Source organism: Parashewanella sp. 2210YD4-3 (assembly GCF_056591735.1).
In genome coordinates this window covers 131,225-150,432 of the sequence record NZ_JBWQOG010000002.1, presented here as the reverse complement: position 1 = coordinate 150,432, position 19,208 = coordinate 131,225, and the positions used below count along the sequence as shown (strand labels likewise).

The following is a 19,208-nucleotide window of genomic DNA, read 5'->3' as shown; positions in this document are numbered from 1 at the left end:
ACGCATTAATCTTGAAAAAGCCCCTAATTAGGGGCTTTTTGCTTTATAGGAACCAAGTATGAATTACACACTAAAGAGCAAAAATAAAACCCTCGATTTAGCTAGGCCTGTGATCATGGGTATTCTCAATGCCACACCAGATTCGTTTTCAGACGGTGGTCAATTCAATACATATGAAACGGCCTGTCAGCATGCGGATGAAATGATCGAGCAAGGTGCCAAAATTATTGATATTGGTGGTGAGTCGACTCGTCCCGGTGCCCCAGAGGTTTCTTTAGAAGAAGAACTTGCGCGAGTGATCCCAGTGATAGAGCATGTCAGTAAAAAAGATGCATGGATATCAATCGATACTAGCAAGCCTGAAGTGATGAAAAAGGCCGTCGAGGCAGGCGCACATTTGATTAATGATGTTCGAGCACTGCAAGCGCCGGGCGCATTAGAAGTTGCGGCTAGTCTTGATGTACCCGTTTGCTTAATGCATATGCAAGGTACGCCAAGAACCATGCAAGCAGCTCCAGAATATCAAGATGTGATTGAAGATATAGCAGCGTTTTTTGAGGAAAGGATAAAGGCTTGTATTAATGCTGGAATAAAGCGTGAGCACATTATACTCGATCCAGGATTTGGCTTTGGAAAAACACTGGATCACAATCTCACAATTCTAAAACGCCAAAAAGCGTTTCATCGTTTTGACTTACCAGTATTGATTGGTTTATCAAGAAAAAGCATGTTTAAGCATTTACTTGATAGAGAGGTTGAAGAGCGTTTAGCTGGTAGCTTAGCGGGAGCAATGATTTCAGCGCAGCAAGGTGCTCATATTATTCGTGTGCATGATGTGGCAGAAACGGCTGATGTATTGAATGTTATCGAAGCAATTGCCTAGAAAAATAAGGGGAGTGAAAGCTTACTCCCCTTATTAGGCAAGAATTATTTAGCCTTTTCAATACCTAATTTTTTCAACGTATTTGCAATATCTTGGGCCGCTGTTGCAGGCTTTACTTTTTCATTGATGTATAAAATTTTGCCATCTTTGCCAATCACAAACGTCACACGACTAGCTACGCCCATCCAATTGAGTACATCATAAGCCTTAGCTGCTTTTTTAGTTGGATCGCTAAGCATTGGGAAATCGGCTTTTTGTTCTTCAGCAAATTTTTTGTTATCCAATAATTCATCAACGCTTGCCATCATATAACTGACGTTAAACTCACGGATCAAATGTCCATCTTCAGTTAAAGATTTACACTCAATAGTACAACCATGAGTGTTGGCTTTTGGATACCAAGCTAAAACGACCGCTTGTTTGCCTTTATAGTCACTTAATTGATAGTACTTTCCGTTGGTGGCTTGAAGATTAAAGTTAGGTGCCATATCGCCAACTTTTAAGTCAGTGGCTTGGCTAGAAAAACTCATTAATGCGAGAGATAAAGCTGGCAGAATTGCCATCAGTTTTGAGTGAAGTTTGAGCATGATTATTCCTGTTGTGATCCAACCAGTAAGGTAACGTATTACGGGCTAAAGGATAATAAAGTTTAATAACTTATCTTAGTTTTGGCTTAAAAACTATGCAATCCCACTACGATGGATAAAAAATCCATAAGCGGGTATTGTAAGTTATTCATGTGTTCGTTATTATTCAGCCCGCTTTAAAGGAGACGATAATGGCACTGAGACGTCCTATGATCGCCGGAAACTGGAAGATGAATGGTAGCGCTGAGCTAGCCAAGGAACTCTTCAAAAAGTTTACCGCGAAGCTAGAAAATGATTCCGCAGAAGTGGTGTTATGTCCACCAAGCATTTACATTGAAAGTGTAAGGCAGCAACTTGAAGCTAACAAGGCGCAGCTAAACGGTGCGTTGGTTAGAATGGGCGCTCAAAACGTCAGTCAGCATGATTTTGGTGCTTACACGGGTGAAGTGTCGGCTAAAATGTTGAATGATGCTGGTTGTCAGTATGTGATTGTTGGTCACTCTGAACGTCGTCGCATGTATGGTGAAACCAGTACGATTGTGGCAGATAAATTTGCGGCAGCTCAAAAAGCTGGATTGACTCCAATCTTGTGTGTTGGGGAATCAGGCCCAGCACGTGAAGCAAGACGTACCTTTGAAGTGATTGCAGAAGAGCTTGATGTAGTTATCGAGAAAAACGGAACATTAGCTTTTGATAATGCGATTATTGCCTATGAGCCTTTATGGGCGGTAGGAACTGGCAAAAGTGCAACGCCAGAGCAGGCGCAAGAAGTACATGCGTTTATCCGCAGTCGTCTGTCAGAAGTTTCACCATTTATTGGTGAAAAGATAAGAATATTATATGGTGGTAGTGTTACCCCAAGTAACGCCGCAGATTTATTTTCTCAGCCAGATGTAGATGGTGGGTTAATTGGCGGGGCAAGTTTGAACTCTACCGAATTTTTGAGCCTGTGTAGCATAGCGATGAGTTCATAATGTACGAAGTATTATTAGTAGTTTATTTATTAGTGGCCATAGCCTTAATTGGATTGATTTTAATTCAACAAGGTAAAGGTGCCGATATGGGGGCATCTTTTGGCGCTGGCGCATCAGGAACCTTATTTGGTTCAAGTGGTGCAGGTAATGCCTTAACTCGTGGAACCGCGATTTTGGCAATTGGCTTTTTCATCTTAAGCTTAACGATTGGCCGCATGAGTGCTAATCACACTAAGCAAGATGAGTCTTGGAACAACCTTTCTGCTCCAGCGACTGCAACTGAACAACCAGCTGCACCAGCAAAGACTGATGCCAAAAAAGAAGAAAAGTCTGAAAGTAAAATTCCAGACTAAGAAAGAATTTGCCGAAGTGGTGGAATTGGTAGACACGCCATCTTGAGGGGGTGGTGTCCTATGGACGTGCGGGTTCAAGTCCCGCCTTCGGCACCAAATTCAGTAAAATTAAACTAAGATTAATTTTACTGATAAATAACTAAGCGGAATCATGAACAAATTCAACTTAGTTATTGCAAGTAAAGGTGATAATCACTATACTTGCCGCAGTTGACGCGGGGTGGAGCAGCTTGGTAGCTCGTCGGGCTCATAACCCGAAGGTCGTCGGTTCAAATCCGGCCCCCGCAACCAGCTCCCTATTTTGAATGACGTAAGCATTCATAATAGTGTCACAGGTTCATTGTATTAGACCTCGTATCTTACGGGGTTTTTTGTTATATGGACTCTGCAAAATACTTTACTCAGAGTAAAGGTGCAATGGGGCTGTTCAGCCCTTTTTTTGTTTTTCTGGGGGTCGTTTTGGCGAGATTAGAATCCAAACTGGCAGACATGCTCACTGCTCCGGTTGAAGCGTTGGGATACCGCTTGTGGGGCATCGATCATGTTCAGGCAGGTAAACATTCCACCGTTCGTGTTTATATCGACAGTGACAATGGTGTATCAATTGATGACTGCGTGGAAGCCAGCCGTCAGATAAGTGCTGTAATGGATGTAGAAGATCCCATTAGCAACGAATATACCTTAGAGGTATCTTCACCAGGTGTAGATAGACCTTTGTTTAGCGCAGAGCAATACGCTGCGTACCTTGGTGAAGAAGTAAAATTATTACTGAACATGCCAGTTAATGGCAGTCGTAAATTGAAAGGCGCCGTAACAAAAGTAGAAGGACAAATGCTTTCGCTTGATGTTGATGGCAATGACACGCTAATTGCTTTGGATAATATCCGTAAAGGCAATTTAATAGCGAAGTTTTGATGGTTTCAAGGTGAACGAGGCAAGACTATGAATAAAGAGATTCTACTTGTTGCGGAGGCGGTTTCGAATGAGAAAGCGGTTCCTCGTGAGAAGATTTTTGAAGCGCTAGAGTTTGCACTAGCAACAGCAACCAAGAAAAAATACGAAGGTGATATCGACGTTCGTGTTGCGATTGATCGCAAAACAGGTGAATACGATACTTTCCGTCGTTGGATGGTCGTTCAACCTGAAGATGGTGAATTACTGGAAAATCCATTCCGCGAAATCACTTTGGAAGCAGCACAGTATGATGATGCTGAACTTCAAGTAGGTGACTACATTGAAGATCAAATCGACTCGATTAAATTCGACCGTATCACCACACAAACTGCAAAACAGGTCATTGTACAAAAAGTACGTGAAGCTGAACGCGCACAAGTGGTTGAGCAATTTGCTGATAAAGAAGGCGAGCTAATCACTGGTTTGGTTAAAAAGAGCAACCGTGACACAGTAGTGATTGATTTAGGCAACAACGCTGACGGCGTATTGTTTAAAGACGACATCATTGGCCGTGAAACCTTCCGCCCTGGTGATCGTGTTCGTTCATTACTTTACTCAGTTCGCCCTGAAGCGCGCGGCGCACAGTTATTCTTGACTCGTACCAAGCCGGACATGCTGATTGAGCTATTCCGTGTTGAAGTACCAGAAATTCAAGATGAAATGATTGAAATCATGGGTGCAGCTCGTGATCCAGGCTCTCGCGCTAAAATCGCTGTTAAATCAAATGACAGACGTATCGACCCAATCGGTGCTTGTGTGGGTATGCGTGGTGCGCGTGTATCAGCCGTGACTGATGAGCTAAATGGTGAGCGTATTGACGTGGTGTTATGGGATGATAATCCTGCACAATACGTGATCAATGCGATGGCGCCAGCTGACGTAGCTTCTATCATTGTTGACGAAGATAACCACTCAATGGATATCGCGGTAGAAGAAAGCAGCCTAGCGCAAGCGATTGGCCGCAACGGACAAAACGTACGTTTAGCAACTCAACTTACCGGTTGGGAACTGAACGTAATGACAGTAGCTGACATGACAGAGAAGCATCAAGCAGAAAGCGCTAAGATTGTTGATCTGTTTGTAAACTCTTTGGATCTTGACGAAGATTTTGCTCAGTTACTTGCGGAAGAAGGCTTTACCTCACTGGAAGAAGTAGCCTACGTTCCAGTTTCAGAGTTACTTGAAATTGACGGATTAGACGAAGACATCGTCGAGGCACTGCGTGAGCGCGCTAAATCAGCGATTGCCACATTAGCATTAGCCTCAGAAGAAGCCTTAGATGGTGCAGAACCAAGTGAAGACTTGTTAGCACTAGAAGGATTAGAAAGACACCTAGCCTTTGTTCTAGCAAGTAAAGGTGTCGTGACGTTAGAAGATTTAGCCGAACAAGGCGTAGATGATTTGATCGAAATTGAAGAATTAACAGAAGAACGTGCTGGTGAGCTAATCATGGCTGCCCGTAACATCTGTTGGTTTGGCGATGAAGAAGCATAAGTCGATCAACAGGGGGAGTATAACTGATGGCAGAAACTACAGTAGAAAAACTAGCCGCAGAAGTGCGTAGTGATAACAATGTTGATCGTCTGATCGAACAATTCGCACAAGCTGGTATGAAAAAATCGAAAAATGACAAAGTAACTGAAGACGAAAAAGCTCAGTTATTGGAGCATTTGAAGAAGCAACATGGTGGTGATGAAAAACCACAAACCATGACGCTACAACGTAAGCAGAAATCAACGCTAAGCGTATCAGGCAGCACGGGTAAGTCAAAAGACGTCCAAGTTGAAGTTCGCAAAAAGCGTACTTTTGTTAAGCGAGATCCTGCTGAAATGGCTAAATTAGCTGAAGAAGAAGCGAAAGCTAAAGCGGAAGCAGAAGCGCAAGCTAAGGCAGAAGCTGAAGCGAAGGCGAAAGCTGACGCAGAAGCCAAAGTTAAAGCAGACGAAGCAGCTAAGGCCAAAGCCGAAGCTGACGCCAAAGCGAAAGCAGAGAAAGAAGCGAAAGCTAAAGCGGCAGCAGAAGCAAAAGGCGCTGAGGAACCTAAGATCGATTCTAAAGAAGCTGAAGAAGCTAGAAAAGAAGAAGAGCGTCTAAAAACGGCTCAAGAAGAAGCTGCACGTAAGAAGCAACTTGAAGAAGAAGCTCAAGCGGCTGAAAAAGCACGTAAACTTGCTGAAGAAAATGCTAAGCGTTGGGAAGAAGAAGAGCGCAAACGTAAAGAAGCGGAAAGTAAATCAGATCACCATATTACGACTTCTCAAGTAGCCCGTGCTGCTGAAGATAAGTCTGATATGGAAGAAGAACGTCGTGGTCGTCGTCGCAACAAGAAAGCGAAAGGCGGCAACAAGCGTGATAACCGTAACGACAGACGCAATAACAAGCGCGGAGCAGCGGCAGCACCAGAATCTATGGCGCATGGCTTTAACAAGCCAGCAGCAGCGGTAAACCGCGACGTTAAAATCGGTGAAACCATTTCTGTAGCAGAGCTTGCACAGAAGATGGCAATTAAAGCTACTGAAATCATCAAGCAAATGATGAAAATGGGCTCAATGGTTACCATCAACCAAGTGCTTGACCAAGAAACAGCGCAAATGGTAGCTGAAGAAATGGGTCACAAAGTAATTCTAACTCGTGAAAACGAGCTAGAACATCAAGTACTTGCCGATCGTGGTGAAGATGAAACGGTAGAGCCTCGTGCGCCAGTTGTTACTATCATGGGCCACGTTGACCATGGTAAAACCTCGCTACTTGACTACATTCGTCGCGCGAAAGTGGCATCAGGTGAAGCGGGTGGTATTACCCAGCACATTGGTGCATACCACGTTGAAACCGACAACGGTATGATCACTTTCCTAGATACTCCAGGTCACGCCGCGTTTACTTCAATGCGTGCTCGCGGTGCGAAAGCAACCGATATCGTAGTGCTAGTTGTTGCTGCTGATGACGGTGTTATGCCGCAAACCATCGAAGCAATTCAACATGCGAAAGCAGCGGGCGTACCGTTAATTATCGCTGTAAACAAGATTGATAAGCCAGAAGCGGATCCAGATCGTGTTAAGAACGAACTGTCGCAACATAGCGTAGTGCCAGAAGATTGGGGCGGAGAGCACATGTTTGTTCACGTTTCAGCTAAAGCGGGTACAGGCATCGATGAGCTTCTTGAAGGTATCCTGCTTCAATCAGAAGTACTTGAGCTTACTGCTGTTCGTGAAGGTATGGCTGCTGGTGTGGTTATTGAATCTAAGCTTGATAAAGGCCGTGGTCCAGTTGCAACTGTTCTAGTACAAGAAGGTACCTTGAAGCAAGGCGATATCGTTCTATGTGGTCTTGAGTACGGTAAAATCCGTGCGATGAAGGACGAGAATGGTAAGGCGATTACTGAAGCAGGTCCATCTATTCCAGTAGAGATTTTAGGTCTTTCTGGTGTACCAAAAGCAGGTGATGAAGCGACTGTTGTTAAAGATGAGCGTAAAGCTCGTGAAGTAGCACTTTACCGTCAAGGTAAGTTCCGTGACGTTAAGCTTGCTCGTCAGCAAAAAGCGAAACTTGAAAACATGTTTGCTAACATGACGGAAGGTGAAGTCTCTGAACTTAACATCATCCTAAAAGCGGACGTTCAAGGTTCTCTAGAAGCGATTGCAGACTCACTAACGAAGCTGTCTACTGATGAAGTTAAAGTGAACATCATCGGTCGTGGTGTTGGTGCATTAACTGAGACTGATGCGACTCTAGCTGCAGCGTCTAACGCAATTATGGTTGGCTTTAACGTTCGTGCTGATGCACAAGCTCGTAAGACAATCGAAGCGGAAAGCGTTGACCTACGTTACTACAGCGTTATCTATAACTTGATTGATGAAGTGAAAGCAGCGATGAGCGGTATGCTTGCGCCTGAATTCAAACAAGAAATCATCGGTCTTGCAGAAGTACGTGATGTATTTAAGTCACCTAAACTTGGCGCAATTGCCGGTTGTATGGTTACCGAAGGTACTATTAAGCGTAGCGCTCCAATCCGTGTACTTCGTGAAAACGTAGTTATCTACGAAGGTGAACTTGAATCACTACGTCGCTTTAAAGACGACGTACAAGACGTTCGTAACGGCATGGAATGTGGTATCGGCGTTAAGAACTACAACGACGTTAAAGTGGGCGATCAAATCGAGGTTTTCGAAACCGTCGAAGTGAAAAGAACACTTTAATATCGAATCACAAGGGCGGCATTAGCCGCCCTTTTAGTTAAGAGCTTTGAAAGCAAACTGTCCTTCCTGAATCGATAGGAATAAAAAGGCTTTAATTCCAAGTGAACCATTAAAGCTGCGTATTCGTGCTAACAAATCTCAATGAAGGTAAAGATAAACAAACGCTGAAACGCTGCAAGCCCATCCATGGGAGCTTGGCCTCGGCATCCATGCCTCGGACATTCAGCTAATTGCTCATCTTCACCCTTGCAAGTTCAACAGTTTGAATGATAGAGAAGCCTTTTTGCAGTTATGTAAAAATAACGACCATGGTTGTTATAGGTTTCTAAGTTCGGTAGGAAATAATCATGGCTAAAGAATTCAGTCGTACTCGCCGTATTGGGCAACAGCTCCAACAAGAATTGGCGATGGTACTGCAACGTGAGATGAAAGATCCACGTATCGGTTTTGTCACCGTAAATGACGTAGAAGTTTCAAGAGATTTAAGCTTTGCACGTGTTTTTGTCACCTTCTTTGATGAAGACCAAGAGCAAATTAAGCAAAAGCTAGAAGCACTACAAGGTGCTGCGCCTTACGTTCGTACCTTAATTGCAGGTCGTATGAAGCTTCGAGTAATGCCTGAGCTTAAATTTGAATACGATAGCTCTCTAGTAGAGGGGATGCGTATGTCGAATCTAGTTACCGAGGTGGTAATTAAAGACAAGAAAAAAGCCGAAGAGTCAGACAGAACTGAGGACGAGCAGTAATGGCTCGTCGTTCAAAAGGTCGTGCAGTTAACGGCATTGTATTACTAGATAAAGCCACGGGCATGAGTTCTAATCATGCTCTGCAACGAGTAAAGCGTTTGTTCAATGCCCAAAAAGCTGGGCATACAGGTGCGCTAGATCCACTAGCAACAGGCATGTTGCCGGTCTGTTTAGGCGAAGCCACTAAGTTCTCTCAACACTTATTGGATTCAGATAAGCGTTACTTAGTGACGGCTAAATTGGGTGTTCGAACAGATACCAGTGATTCAGACGGTGAGGTTGTTCAAACTCGTCCGGTCGATTTCACTGAGCAACAATTACTGGATGCGTTGGACACCTTCCGTGGTGACATCGAGCAAGTTCCGTCGATGTTCTCTGCGCTTAAGTATCAAGGTCAGCCGTTATACAAGTACGCTCGTGAAGGTAAGACTGTGCCGCGTGAAGCACGACCAATTACCGTTTACGACCTCAAATTTATCTCGCTAGAAGGTGACGAACTGACCTTAGACATTCATTGCTCTAAAGGCACTTACATTCGTACCATCACCGATGATTTAGGTGAACTGTTAGGTTGCGGTGCTCATGTGATCATGCTGCGTCGTACTCATGTCGCGGATTACCCTTATGAGCGCATTGTTACCGTAGAAGAAATTCAAGCCATTGCAGATAAAGCGGAAGAAGAGGGTGCAGATAAATTCGAAGCCCTAGATAAGCTTTTACTGCCAATGGATACTGCGGTTATGCGTTATCCAGAGGTCAACGTGCCACTGGAAATGCTTGAATATGTAATGCGTGGTCAAGCAGTGCAAGTCGCTGGCTTAACACCCGATCAGCTGTTCCGTATCAATATTGGTGAAGACGAAAACAAGTTCTTTGTTGGTATTGGTGAAATGGACAAAGACGGGAAGCTACAGCCAAAACGCTTGGTAGTGCTGTCATCGTAAATTAAGTTGTGGATTTTGATAAAAATATAAACAGCCTGTAAATCTGTAAGTTATTGATTGCAGGCTGTTTTGTTTTGACGAAAATGATGTGAGAATAAGTAATCTCACTATCTGAAGCAGCTGCTCTACATTTGCGGAACATCAAGTTCTTTAAGTGCGGAAAGAGCCATACCTTTTGACTCTTGATGAAACTCAGTTTGTTTAATGGCGTTTTCTAAATCAGATAACGTGAGTGTTGGATACCCGTCTCGAATGAGCGAACCAAGCTCTATAGCCTGTCTTTGGACGTCTCTATACTGATTGGAAATCACTTCAAGTTTATGATGAGAAATTTTTAGATAAGTCCCTATTGTTAACCAGTGCATTCCACAAGGGTTGAAAACGGTCAGTAGCTCATCTGCTCCGTATCTGTTTAAGAGGTTACCTCCATAGGTTAAATGACTGGGTTGCAAGTAGACTGCGTTGGTTGGGCTTTGTTCCAGTACTGTGTTTGTGGTAACGGTTGCGGCAGGTTTTTCATTTGAAGTTGCATGCTCTTGAGCGAATTGAGCTAATCTGATTTTGGCTTGAGTAAGCTCAAATTGAGATTGTCTGAGTTCACTTTTTAAGCTGTTAATCTCTTCATTCCTTTGATTCAGAAGTTGGCTTAACTGACTTATTTGCAGTTCTTTGGGTTGTAATTGACTTCTTAATGTTGCAACTTCACTTCCTTGATTGCTATAACGCCCTTGTAAATCGGCTAATTGTAATTGAAGACTATGTATAGTTACCCCAGCGGGTTCTGCTGATGGCGCTGGTCCCGTTGCAAATTGTTGATGTTCAATGATGGTTTTATTAAGATTTTTTACTAAGTTTGCAGCAAGGGTTTGCTTGGAGTCTTTTTTTAAGGCTGAAAGTAGCTGAGGTACACTCGCATCTGCTTTCGCTAAAAAAATATCACAGACTCTTGCTCTTTTTCTGTCGTCTGACCCGATACCAGAATCCTCGTTACCTATACTGCGAAGTTGATCCATGGGAATTTTTAAATGATGACCCAGCATGAACCAGTTTACACTCGATAGTTCTTGAGTCAAAATAGCTGGATATTGCTGTAAATATTCAATGAGTTCGGCTCCCTGAAGCTCCAAGTTGTGTGCAATTGTACGTTGGGGCTGATGTGAAGGAGTCGCTACAGGAGGTAAATAGGGAGCCATAATCGTTAACTACAGTAATTCAAAGATAAGCCTAATCATAAATTTGTTTGATTAAAAATCACGTTAAATCATATGGTTATTAATGATGTTTAATTCTTGGTTAAGGTTACTGTTACCATTAAATTTCAATTGCTCTTATCTATTGTTTTGTAATTTTTCAATTGCTAATCAAAAGTAACCCTTGTAGAATACGCATCCCTTGAACTGGATTAGTGATCGGTTCAAGTTCATTTAATTTATTATTTTTGGAGAAGTTTCATGTCACTAAGTGCAGAAGCAAAAGCAAAAATCGTAGCTGAATTCGGCCGCGGTGAAAACGACACTGGTTCTACTGAAGTTCAAGTAGCACTACTTACTGCTCAAATTAACCACCTACAAGGTCACTTCAAGCAGCACATCCACGATCACCACTCTCGTCGTGGTCTACTACGTATGGTTGCTACTCGTCGTAAGCTTACTGCTTACCTGAAGAAGACAGACGTTGAGCGTTATACTGCTCTAATCCAAAAGCTAGGTCTACGTCGTTAATCGATGTCCTAACTTGGATTAAGAAAAAGAGGCTTTGATAGCCTCTTTTTTTATGTCCGAAATTTACATAGAGTTTCGTAGAAACTCTCACTTAAAATCTCATCTACAAACTAACTTTTCATAATTTATGAGAAATTTAAGGCTTTTTACTCCACATAAATCATGTAAAATTTATCGTCGATTTGTATATTAAGGATGTTAGCTGTTGATTTCTGTTGCAGGAGGCTTAAAGCCGGGTGGAATTACTGATATTGAACAAGAGTTCTATCGTTTGTTGGTTGTGGGTAAGCAAACCAAAGTAGTGATTGATGATAATGAACAAGACGCAACAGTTGTTCATGCTCAAAAACTTGAAATCGAGCAACAGGCGATACGAGATAGACTGTCAAAACAGCAACAACAGAAAGAAGTATTTCAAGCTATTTCTGAGCAACTGAAAGATACCATTACCGATGCAATGGCTCATCAGTTTTCAGATATTAATGCCTTGCTCAAGCAAACTTATATCACCCAATCTCAATGGCAGCTGCTCGATAAGTTGCAGAATAGCAAATTGAATTTAAATCAATTACGAGGCTTAATCGAAAAAATTGCATGGCTCAAGAATGATTTAATTAACTTAGTTAACAGTCCGTCGTTTCGACATTTTCGCGGTCAGGGTTCAGATGTGAAAGTCAGTGATTTAAAGCTAGTGTTAAACTACATCGGCTTAGAGCAAGTGCGATTATTGATCCCTTATTATTGTATGCGTTCGTGGTTGCCTAGAAAGCACAGCACTAGCTCGATAATCACTCGTAGAATTTGGCGTTTCGCGAATGTGGCTTCCATTGCCGCAAGGGCGCTGGCGAAACATCATAATCAAGACCCGTGTGTGATTTTTAGTGTTTGCTTAGGTCATTTCATGGGAGCGGCCACAGTCATTGAAAGATGCTCTCAGGTGTTTGAGTCAATTCGTGGTGATTGGTTAAGGCAGGCGCAAGAAGACAGAGATAAACTCGTATACGATGCGATATTAGCGACGCCTTTTCCTAAAGAGAGTGTTTGCTTAAACGTGATTAAATACGGTTCTCAACTGAACTGGAAAATACTGAAAGAGCTTGAAATTGAAAGTAGCTCTTTGTTCCAATACCTAAGCGAAATGGATCAAGAGCTCAGCTATCGAGGCATGAGCTTACCTGCAGCCATTGCTACTAAATCAATTATTTTTGCAAAGCTACTTTTGCTGCAAGAGCAAAATATGCTGAAGCCTAAAGAGAAACGTCTCATGTTTGATTATTATGAGATATCCAAAGAAGAATTGTCGACATTACGAAATCAAAACTATCGTAAACAAGAGCTATTTTAGCAGTGATATACTCGTGATACTTGAAGATGCACCTTCAGGTATCACGAGTATAAAACAGGTTCTAATTGATTAAATTTTCTTAAGTTTTCTTTTCTGTATTATTAATCGCCCTTTTTTTCTAATACAATCGTCTAAATATCATTGTTCACTTCTAGTTCAAAAGGGGCGGTTATGTCTAGTTGGCAAGCATCAGTTTTAAATATGATCTTATCGTATGTGGCGAAGCCTTCTTTCAGCCGTGGAAGAAGTAAGTTACCTATTGCTGAGATCCGAAACCGAATGCTACGTCTTGATCAGCGATGGCAGCCTTGGCCAGAAGATGTAAACAGTGATCGCATTGATTTAAGTGAGTGCTATCTTCTTAAATATCACATGAAACACGACAAACAGCCTAGTCACAGTCATGCTAAGTTATTTTATGTCCGCGGTGGTGGCTTTTGTTTCAAAACGCCAAATTCTCACGCCAAGTTTGTTGGTGATATCATGCGTAATTGTCATATTGATGCCTATATTCCTGATTATCGTTTAGCACCAGAGCATCCTTTTCCTGCTGCAATCAATGATGTGCTCGAAGCCTATCAAAAGGTGGTTGAGCTTCATCCTGATAGTCCAATCATTTTAATGGGAGATTCAGCTGGGGGGAATTTAGCGGCGGCGCTTTTACAGGATATTAAGCGATTGCAACTCCCAATGCCAAAAGGTTGCGTGTTGTTTTCCCCTGCTCTCGATGTTGCTTTATTAGGCGATGCAGAAAAGACCTTAAAAGTGGATGATCCACTATTTACTATCGAATCTCTTTTGAGATTACGTGGGGCCTATTTAAACGGTCAAAACCCTATGACACCCAGAATCTCACCTTTACAAGGAGACTGGGCTAATATGCCACCCATGCTTGTGTTTGCAGGTACACGGGAACTTATGTTGCAAGACTCAGAAACCTTAACCGATAAAATTGAACAAGCGGGAGGCAAAGTCGAAGCGTGGTTTGGTAAAGACATGCCTCATGTTTATCCACTCTTTGAAATGCTGCCTGAAGCCAAGCAAGCCAAAAAAGAAATTTATTACTTTGTTCACTCCCTGTTAATGGAATTTTAGTCACTGTTATTGACTATTTATTGTTATCACAGCAATCCTTATTCCAATATTAATTTTTTAGAATACTTATTCATTAAATATTCAGTTTTAAGTGGTTAATTGTCACTCTTACGTGTTTTTTATTCATATCGTGAATAAATCCTGAATAAATAAGTTTTCAAAACTGGTATTTAGATCACAAAATAACGCATAATAAGACTATAAAAAGTCCGATAAACAACATCGGCTCAATTCCAGTGGCATTGTAACGGCCACTTTTTCCAATAAAGGATGGACTGTATGAGCAGTAACTTTAACCTTACTCGTGAGCAATTTGATAATGTAATGGTGCCTAACTATGCACCTTCAAAAGTGATCCCTGTGCGTGGCGAAGGTAGCCGAGTATGGGACCAACAAGGTAAAGAATTTATCGACTTTGCAGGCGGTATTGCGGTGAACTGTCTAGGTCACGCTCACCCAGCTCTAGTAAATGCTTTAAAAACTCAAGGTGAAAAACTGTGGCACCTTGCGAACGTAATGACTAACGAGCCAGCGCTTGAGCTTGCGACTCGTCTAACCGATTCTACATTTGCAGAGAAAGTTTACTTTGCAAACTCTGGTGCAGAAGCTAACGAAGCAGCATTAAAACTGGCTCGTCGTTTTGCTCTAGAAAAGCACGGCGAAGATAAAGATCAAATCATTGCTTTTGAGCGTGCTTTCCACGGTCGTACTTTTTTCACAGTAAGCGTTGGTGGTCAAGCTGCGTATTCAGATGGTTTTGGTCCTAAGCCACAAGCCATTACTCACCTACCATTTAACGATATCGAAGCACTTGAGAAAGAAATTTCTGATAAAACTTGTGCCATCATGCTTGAGCCTCTTCAAGGTGAAGGCGGTATTATTGATGCAGACCCAGCATTCTTAGCTGCTGTTCGTCGTTTAGCTGATAAGCACAACGCACTTGTGATTTTCGATGAAGTGCAAACTGGTGTTGGTCGTACTGGTGAGCTATTTGCTTACATGAGCACAGAAATAGTGCCTGATATTCTTACTTCGGCTAAAGCACTTGGCGGTGGTTTCCCTATCGCTGCAATGCTTACAACTACCGAAATCGCTAAGCATTTAAAAATTGGTACTCACGGTTCTACCTATGGTGGTAACCCATTAGCTTGCGCTATCGGTAACGCAGTTTTAGAAACGGTAAACAACAAAGAAACGCTAGAAGGCGTTAAACATCGTGAGCAAATGTTCCGCGATGGCCTTGAGAAAATCAACGACAAGTACGATGTATTCAGCGAAGTACGTGGTAAAGGTTTGTTGATTGGTGGTGTTCTTAATAGCAAATATGAAGGTCGTGCTAAAGAATTTTTAGTCGCGGCAATGGAAGAGGGCGTAATGAGCTTGGTAGCGGGCGCGAGCGTGGTTCGTTTCACTCCATCTCTAGTTATCCCTGAGGCCGACATTGTTGAAGGTCTAGCGCGTTACGAGCGTGCAATAGCGAAAGTCGTTGCTGGCTAAGGTTAAGCAGCTCTAATCAGGCACCCATTGGTGCCTGTTTCGTTATGTTAAGGAATTTGAAACCATGTTAGTCATTCGTCCTATCCGTAGCAGTGATCTTGATGCGTTAATGCAAATCGCGATTGAGTCTGGTCACGGATTCACTTCTCTTCCCGTTAACGAAGAATTACTGAGGCAAAAAATTGCCCGTGCAGAAGCTTCATTTAAAAAGCCTGCTGGTAAACCACATGATGAAGTATATTTTCTGGTATTAGAAGATACTGAAACGGGTGAGATTGTTGGTACGACAGCCATTGAAGCCGCTGTAGGTCTAGTGGATGCTTTTTATCATTACCGTTTAGGTACAGAGGTTTATCATTCTGAGCAGATTGGTGTTCGCAATGAAGTTGAAACTTTAACCTTATGCCACGATTACACAGGTGCCGCTGAGTTATGTAGCCTTTTCTTGCGAGAGAATTATCGTAAAGATAACAATGGGCGCTTACTGTCTCGTTGCCGATTTTTGTTTTTAGCTGAAAATAAAGATCGTTTTGGAAGTCCTGTAATTGCTGAAATGCGTGGTGTTTCAGATGCAAACGGTGAATCGCCATTCTATGCTTGGCTCCAAAAGTTCTTCATTGGTATCGACTTTATTAAAGCGGATTACCTGTCGGGTCTAGGCCAAAAAGGCTTTATGGCTGAAATGATGCCAAGAAACCCAATTTATACTTGTTTGTTATCAGAAGAAGCAAGATCGGTAATTAAAGAAGTCCACGCCAGCACGCTTCCTGCACTCAAATTGCTTGAAAGCGAAGGTTTTACTTGTCGTGGTTATGTCGATATTTTCGATGGTGGCCCAACGGTTGAGTGCGACATAGAAAACATTCGCGGTGTTCGTGATAGTCAAGCCTATACGGTAAAAATCAGCCAAGCGTTACCAGAAAACGGAAACAAAATGATTGTTGCCAATACTCGCCTTGCTGACTTTAGAGCCATTCAAGCGAGCCTAGTCATTACTGATGGCAGTGATGAAATAACGGTAACTCCAGAAATAGCCGATGCCTTGATGGTAGCAGAGGGCGAGAAAGTTCGTCTTCTGGCAATGTAGAGATTAAAAAATGACACAGTTTATTAATGGCCAGTGGGTTGCTGGCGCCGGTCATACTATGACCTCAACCAACCCTGCCAACCAAGAAAGCATTTGGAATGGTATCAGTGCGACGCCAGAGCAAGTTGATACTGCGGTAATGGCAGCACGTAAAGTACAGTTTGATTGGTTCATGTTAGGTTTTGATAAGCGCATTGAAATTATCGAAGCTTATAAAGCCCAGCTTGAAGCAAATAAAGACCTAATGGCGGAAACCATCGCTCAAGAAACCGGTAAGCCACAATGGGAAACTGCGACTGAAGCAGGTGCCATGATTGGTAAAATTGGGCTATCTGTTAGCGCTTATCATAAGCGTACCGGTACTTCTGAAAACGAAATGCCTGCGGGTCGTGCTGTGCTACGTCACAAGCCTCACGGTGTTGTTGGGGTATTTGGTCCATATAACTTCCCTGGTCACTTGCCTAATGGCCACATTGTTCCAGCATTGATTGCTGGTAACACCGTTATATTTAAGCCATCTGAGCTAACGCCTAAAGTTGCAGAGCTTATGCTTCAGCTATGGGAAAAAGCCGGTTTACCAGCAGGCGTAATTAACCTAGTTCAAGGTGAAGTTGAAACAGGTAAAGCTCTGGCTTCTCACCCGCAGCTTGATGGTTTGTTCTTCACTGGTTCATCTCGCACAGGTCACATTCTGCATGAGCAGTTTGCTGGCGATCCGGGCAAGATCTTAGCGTTAGAAATGGGCGGAAATAACCCACTTATCGTTAAAGATGTTGAAGATACCAAAGCGGCAATTCACGAAATTCTACAGTCGGCTTATATCTCAGCTGGTCAACGTTGTACTTGTGCGCGTCGCTTATACGTTCAAAAAGGCGCTGCTGGTGACAAGCTTATTGAAGGTCTTGTTGGCGCTGTTAACGAGATCCACGTTGCTCCTTGGAATGCACAGCCTCAGCCGTTCATGGCATCTATGATTTCTGAAACCGCTGCTAAAGGCATGGTAAAAGCACAAGCTGATTTAATTGCTTTAGGTGGCAAGTCATTGGTTGAGCTAACTCATATGGAAGCCGGAACTGGTTTGGTATCTCCTGGTTTAATTGATGTAACCAACATTCCTCAGTTACCAGATGAAGAATACTTTGGTCCATTACTGCAAGTAGTTCGTTATCAAGATTTTGATCAAGCGATAGAATTGGCTAACAATACTCGTTATGGCTTATCAGCAGGCTTATTAGCCGATAGTCGCGAAGATTACGATTATTTCCTTGCTCGTATTCGAGCGGGTATTGTGAACTGGAATAAACAAATTACAGGTGCTTCAGGCGCTGCGCCATTTGGTGGTGTTGGTGCTTCAGGCAACCACAGAGCAAGCGCATTTTATGCGGCTGATTACTGTGCATATCCTGTAGCTTCTGTTGAAGCAGACGCGGTTAGCTTACCGGCAGCGTTAAGTCCGGGTCTAAAACTTTAAATTGGATTAAGCGAGCGATTGGCTCGCTTTTTTATAAGGAATATACAGATGCATACTGACGTAAATGCACTATTTGATGCTCTATGGCAAGACTATATCGAAATGACTCCTTCTGCTGCACAAGTTCAGCAATTACTGGGTAAAGGTGAAGTGATTATTAACGATCACGTTGCATTTCGTACGTTCAACATTGCCAAAGTAAACTTAGACGTATTGGCTAAGCACTTACTTGAGCTAGGTTATGTTGTATGTGGTGATTATGCTTTTGAGAAAAAGAAGCTGAAAGCAAAGCATTTTGAACACCCTGATTCAACTCAACCTAAGGTGTTCATTTCAGAGCTTTTAGTTGAAGAATTTAGCCAAGACGTTCAAGACATCATCCATGGCCTTGTAGAGCAAGTTGATGAAGCGGCAACGACTGCTGAAAACTTCTTATACTCAGGTACTCACTGGAAAGTTGATTTTGCTACTTACTCTCGTCTATTAGAAGAAAGTGAATATGCGGCATGGGTATCAGCGTTTGGTTATCGTGCAAACCACTTTACAGTTTCTATTAATCACTTACCTGATTTTGAAACCATTGTTGAGGTTAACCAAGCCCTTAAAAACAATGGCTTTACCTTGAACAGCGTGGGTGGCGAAGTTAAAGGCTCTCCAGAAGTATTACTAGAGCAGTCTTCAACTATGGCCGATAAAATTCAGCTTGAGTTTGCAGATAAAACCGTTGAAATTCCAAGCTGTTTTTACGAATTTGCGATTCGTTACCCTAAGGCTGATGGTGAGCTTTATACCGGTTTTGTAGCAGCCTCAGCCGATAAGATTTTTGAAAGCACCAATGTGAACGATTAAAGCGTTTGTTTACTGAAGGTGCTAACTGACGTGGTGCCTTCAGGTTTTAGAATATTTGATATAGCTTTAGATGCTTTGGTGTGTTTAGTACAAAAATCCACAGCTGTCTTTCCTTGGCTATTTTTTACGTTTTTATCAGCACCTTTTCGCAATAGGAATTTCAACATATTCGTGTCATCTTTCCTGACGGCAACCATTAGAAGGGTTTCATCATATTTTGAGTAACACGTATCAATTTTACGACCCCAACGAAGGTGTTGGTTCACCGAAAATGTGTCACCACTTTCTGCTGCACGATGAGGGCTGAGAGTACCCAGGTTCCACACATAAAAATTAGCGTAGTCTTGTATCTGACATAGAAAACTCATGTTGTCCTCTTAAAGCAATTTTTTCTTAATAGCATCATACTCATTTAAAGCTAAGAATGACGAAAAATTCATCTAGTATTCAGCGTTAGTTAAACAACATTTGTCTAAAATATATTAACAATTCATCAACGATTTATA

Annotated in this window: 18 protein-coding genes and 2 tRNA genes; 17 read left to right on the top strand and 3 right to left on the bottom strand. The window is 42.4% G+C overall.

The genetic code is table 11. The features are described from left to right. Positions 1 to 58 precede the first annotated feature (58 nt). Positions 59 to 883, top strand: coding sequence for a dihydropteroate synthase (gene folP, locus AC1EU0_RS03925; RefSeq protein WP_480300625.1), 825 nt, complete (start codon positions 59 to 61; stop codon positions 881 to 883). 44 nt (positions 884 to 927) lie between these two features. Here folP and AC1EU0_RS03920 read toward each other — a convergent pair whose 3' ends face one another. Then, the gene (locus tag AC1EU0_RS03920; protein WP_480300624.1) at positions 928 to 1,470 is read right to left on the bottom strand and encodes a peroxiredoxin family protein; all 543 of its coding nucleotides are present in this window, start codon (positions 1,468 to 1,470) and stop codon (positions 928 to 930) included. Between the two features lie 191 nt (positions 1,471 to 1,661). Between AC1EU0_RS03920 and tpiA the strand changes: the two genes are divergently transcribed. The 9 genes from tpiA to truB all read left to right on the top strand — a co-directional run bounded on the left by tpiA (position 1,662) and on the right by truB (position 9,637). Then, positions 1,662 to 2,444, top strand: a complete 783-nt coding sequence (gene tpiA, locus AC1EU0_RS03915; RefSeq protein WP_480300623.1) for a triose-phosphate isomerase — start codon at positions 1,662 to 1,664, stop codon at positions 2,442 to 2,444. Beyond that, complete coding sequence (secG, locus tag AC1EU0_RS03910; RefSeq protein WP_480300622.1) at positions 2,444 to 2,797, top strand: preprotein translocase subunit SecG; 354 nt, start codon at positions 2,444 to 2,446, stop codon at positions 2,795 to 2,797. Before tpiA ends, secG begins: the two co-directional genes overlap by 1 nt. Positions 2,798 to 2,807: 10 nt before the next feature. Continuing rightward, positions 2,808 to 2,893: transfer RNA gene (locus AC1EU0_RS03905), tRNA-Leu, on the top strand. 118 nt (positions 2,894 to 3,011) lie between these two features. After that, positions 3,012 to 3,088: transfer RNA gene (locus tag AC1EU0_RS03900), tRNA-Met, on the top strand. Between the two features lie 168 nt (positions 3,089 to 3,256). Then, positions 3,257 to 3,712: a ribosome maturation factor RimP gene (gene rimP, locus AC1EU0_RS03895; RefSeq protein WP_480300949.1), complete on the top strand. Its 456-nt coding sequence runs from the start codon at positions 3,257 to 3,259 to the stop codon at positions 3,710 to 3,712. A 27-nt stretch (positions 3,713 to 3,739) separates the two neighbouring features. Beyond that, the gene (gene nusA / locus AC1EU0_RS03890; protein ID WP_480300621.1) at positions 3,740 to 5,245 is read left to right on the top strand and encodes a transcription termination factor NusA; all 1,506 of its coding nucleotides are present in this window, start codon (positions 3,740 to 3,742) and stop codon (positions 5,243 to 5,245) included. A gap of 26 nt (positions 5,246 to 5,271) precedes the next feature. Beyond that, on the top strand, positions 5,272 to 7,947 hold the full coding sequence (infB, locus tag AC1EU0_RS03885) for a translation initiation factor IF-2 (protein ID WP_480300620.1): 2,676 nt from the start codon (positions 5,272 to 5,274) through the stop codon (positions 7,945 to 7,947). 347 nt (positions 7,948 to 8,294) lie between these two features. After that, on the top strand, positions 8,295 to 8,693 hold the full coding sequence (gene rbfA / locus AC1EU0_RS03880) for a 30S ribosome-binding factor RbfA (protein ID WP_480300619.1): 399 nt from the start codon (positions 8,295 to 8,297) through the stop codon (positions 8,691 to 8,693). Beyond that, on the top strand, positions 8,693 to 9,637 hold the full coding sequence (truB, locus tag AC1EU0_RS03875) for a tRNA pseudouridine(55) synthase TruB (protein WP_480300618.1): 945 nt from the start codon (positions 8,693 to 8,695) through the stop codon (positions 9,635 to 9,637). The genes rbfA and truB overlap by 1 nt, the downstream gene beginning before the upstream one ends. Before the next feature lie 125 nt (positions 9,638 to 9,762). Here the strand turns inward: truB and AC1EU0_RS03870 are convergent, their stop codons facing one another. After that, positions 9,763 to 10,830 carry a hypothetical protein gene (locus tag AC1EU0_RS03870; RefSeq protein WP_480300617.1) on the bottom strand — a complete coding sequence of 356 codons (1,068 nt, stop codon included), beginning with the start codon at positions 10,828 to 10,830 and terminating at the stop codon, positions 9,763 to 9,765. A gap of 258 nt (positions 10,831 to 11,088) precedes the next feature. Between AC1EU0_RS03870 and rpsO the strand changes: the two genes are divergently transcribed. The 7 genes from rpsO to AC1EU0_RS03835 all read left to right on the top strand — a co-directional run bounded on the left by rpsO (position 11,089) and on the right by AC1EU0_RS03835 (position 18,702). Then, positions 11,089 to 11,358: a 30S ribosomal protein S15 gene (gene rpsO, locus AC1EU0_RS03865; protein ID WP_480300616.1), complete on the top strand. Its 270-nt coding sequence runs from the start codon at positions 11,089 to 11,091 to the stop codon at positions 11,356 to 11,358. A 205-nt stretch (positions 11,359 to 11,563) separates the two neighbouring features. After that, positions 11,564 to 12,703, top strand: coding sequence for an HDOD domain-containing protein (locus tag AC1EU0_RS03860; RefSeq protein ID WP_480300615.1), 1,140 nt, complete (start codon positions 11,564 to 11,566; stop codon positions 12,701 to 12,703). 171 nt (positions 12,704 to 12,874) lie between these two features. Beyond that, positions 12,875 to 13,798: an alpha/beta hydrolase gene (locus AC1EU0_RS03855; RefSeq protein WP_480300614.1), complete on the top strand. Its 924-nt coding sequence runs from the start codon at positions 12,875 to 12,877 to the stop codon at positions 13,796 to 13,798. Positions 13,799 to 14,077: 279 nt separating this feature from the next. After that, complete coding sequence (locus AC1EU0_RS03850; RefSeq protein ID WP_480300613.1) at positions 14,078 to 15,295, top strand: aspartate aminotransferase family protein; 1,218 nt, start codon at positions 14,078 to 14,080, stop codon at positions 15,293 to 15,295. Between the two features lie 64 nt (positions 15,296 to 15,359). Then, positions 15,360 to 16,382, top strand: coding sequence for an arginine N-succinyltransferase (astA, locus tag AC1EU0_RS03845; protein ID WP_480300612.1), 1,023 nt, complete (start codon positions 15,360 to 15,362; stop codon positions 16,380 to 16,382). Positions 16,383 to 16,392: 10 nt separating this feature from the next. Then, positions 16,393 to 17,853, top strand: a complete 1,461-nt coding sequence (gene astD / locus AC1EU0_RS03840) for a succinylglutamate-semialdehyde dehydrogenase (protein WP_480300611.1) — start codon at positions 16,393 to 16,395, stop codon at positions 17,851 to 17,853. Positions 17,854 to 17,901: 48 nt separating this feature from the next. Next, positions 17,902 to 18,702: a 2-oxoadipate dioxygenase/decarboxylase family protein gene (locus AC1EU0_RS03835; RefSeq protein ID WP_480300610.1), complete on the top strand. Its 801-nt coding sequence runs from the start codon at positions 17,902 to 17,904 to the stop codon at positions 18,700 to 18,702. Here the strand turns inward: AC1EU0_RS03835 and AC1EU0_RS03830 are convergent. Further along, positions 18,699 to 19,070 carry an ankyrin repeat domain-containing protein gene (locus AC1EU0_RS03830; RefSeq protein ID WP_480300609.1) on the bottom strand — a complete coding sequence of 124 codons (372 nt, stop codon included), beginning with the start codon at positions 19,068 to 19,070 and terminating at the stop codon, positions 18,699 to 18,701. The genes AC1EU0_RS03835 and AC1EU0_RS03830 overlap by 4 nt on opposite strands. Between the last annotated feature and the right edge of the window lie 138 nt (positions 19,071 to 19,208).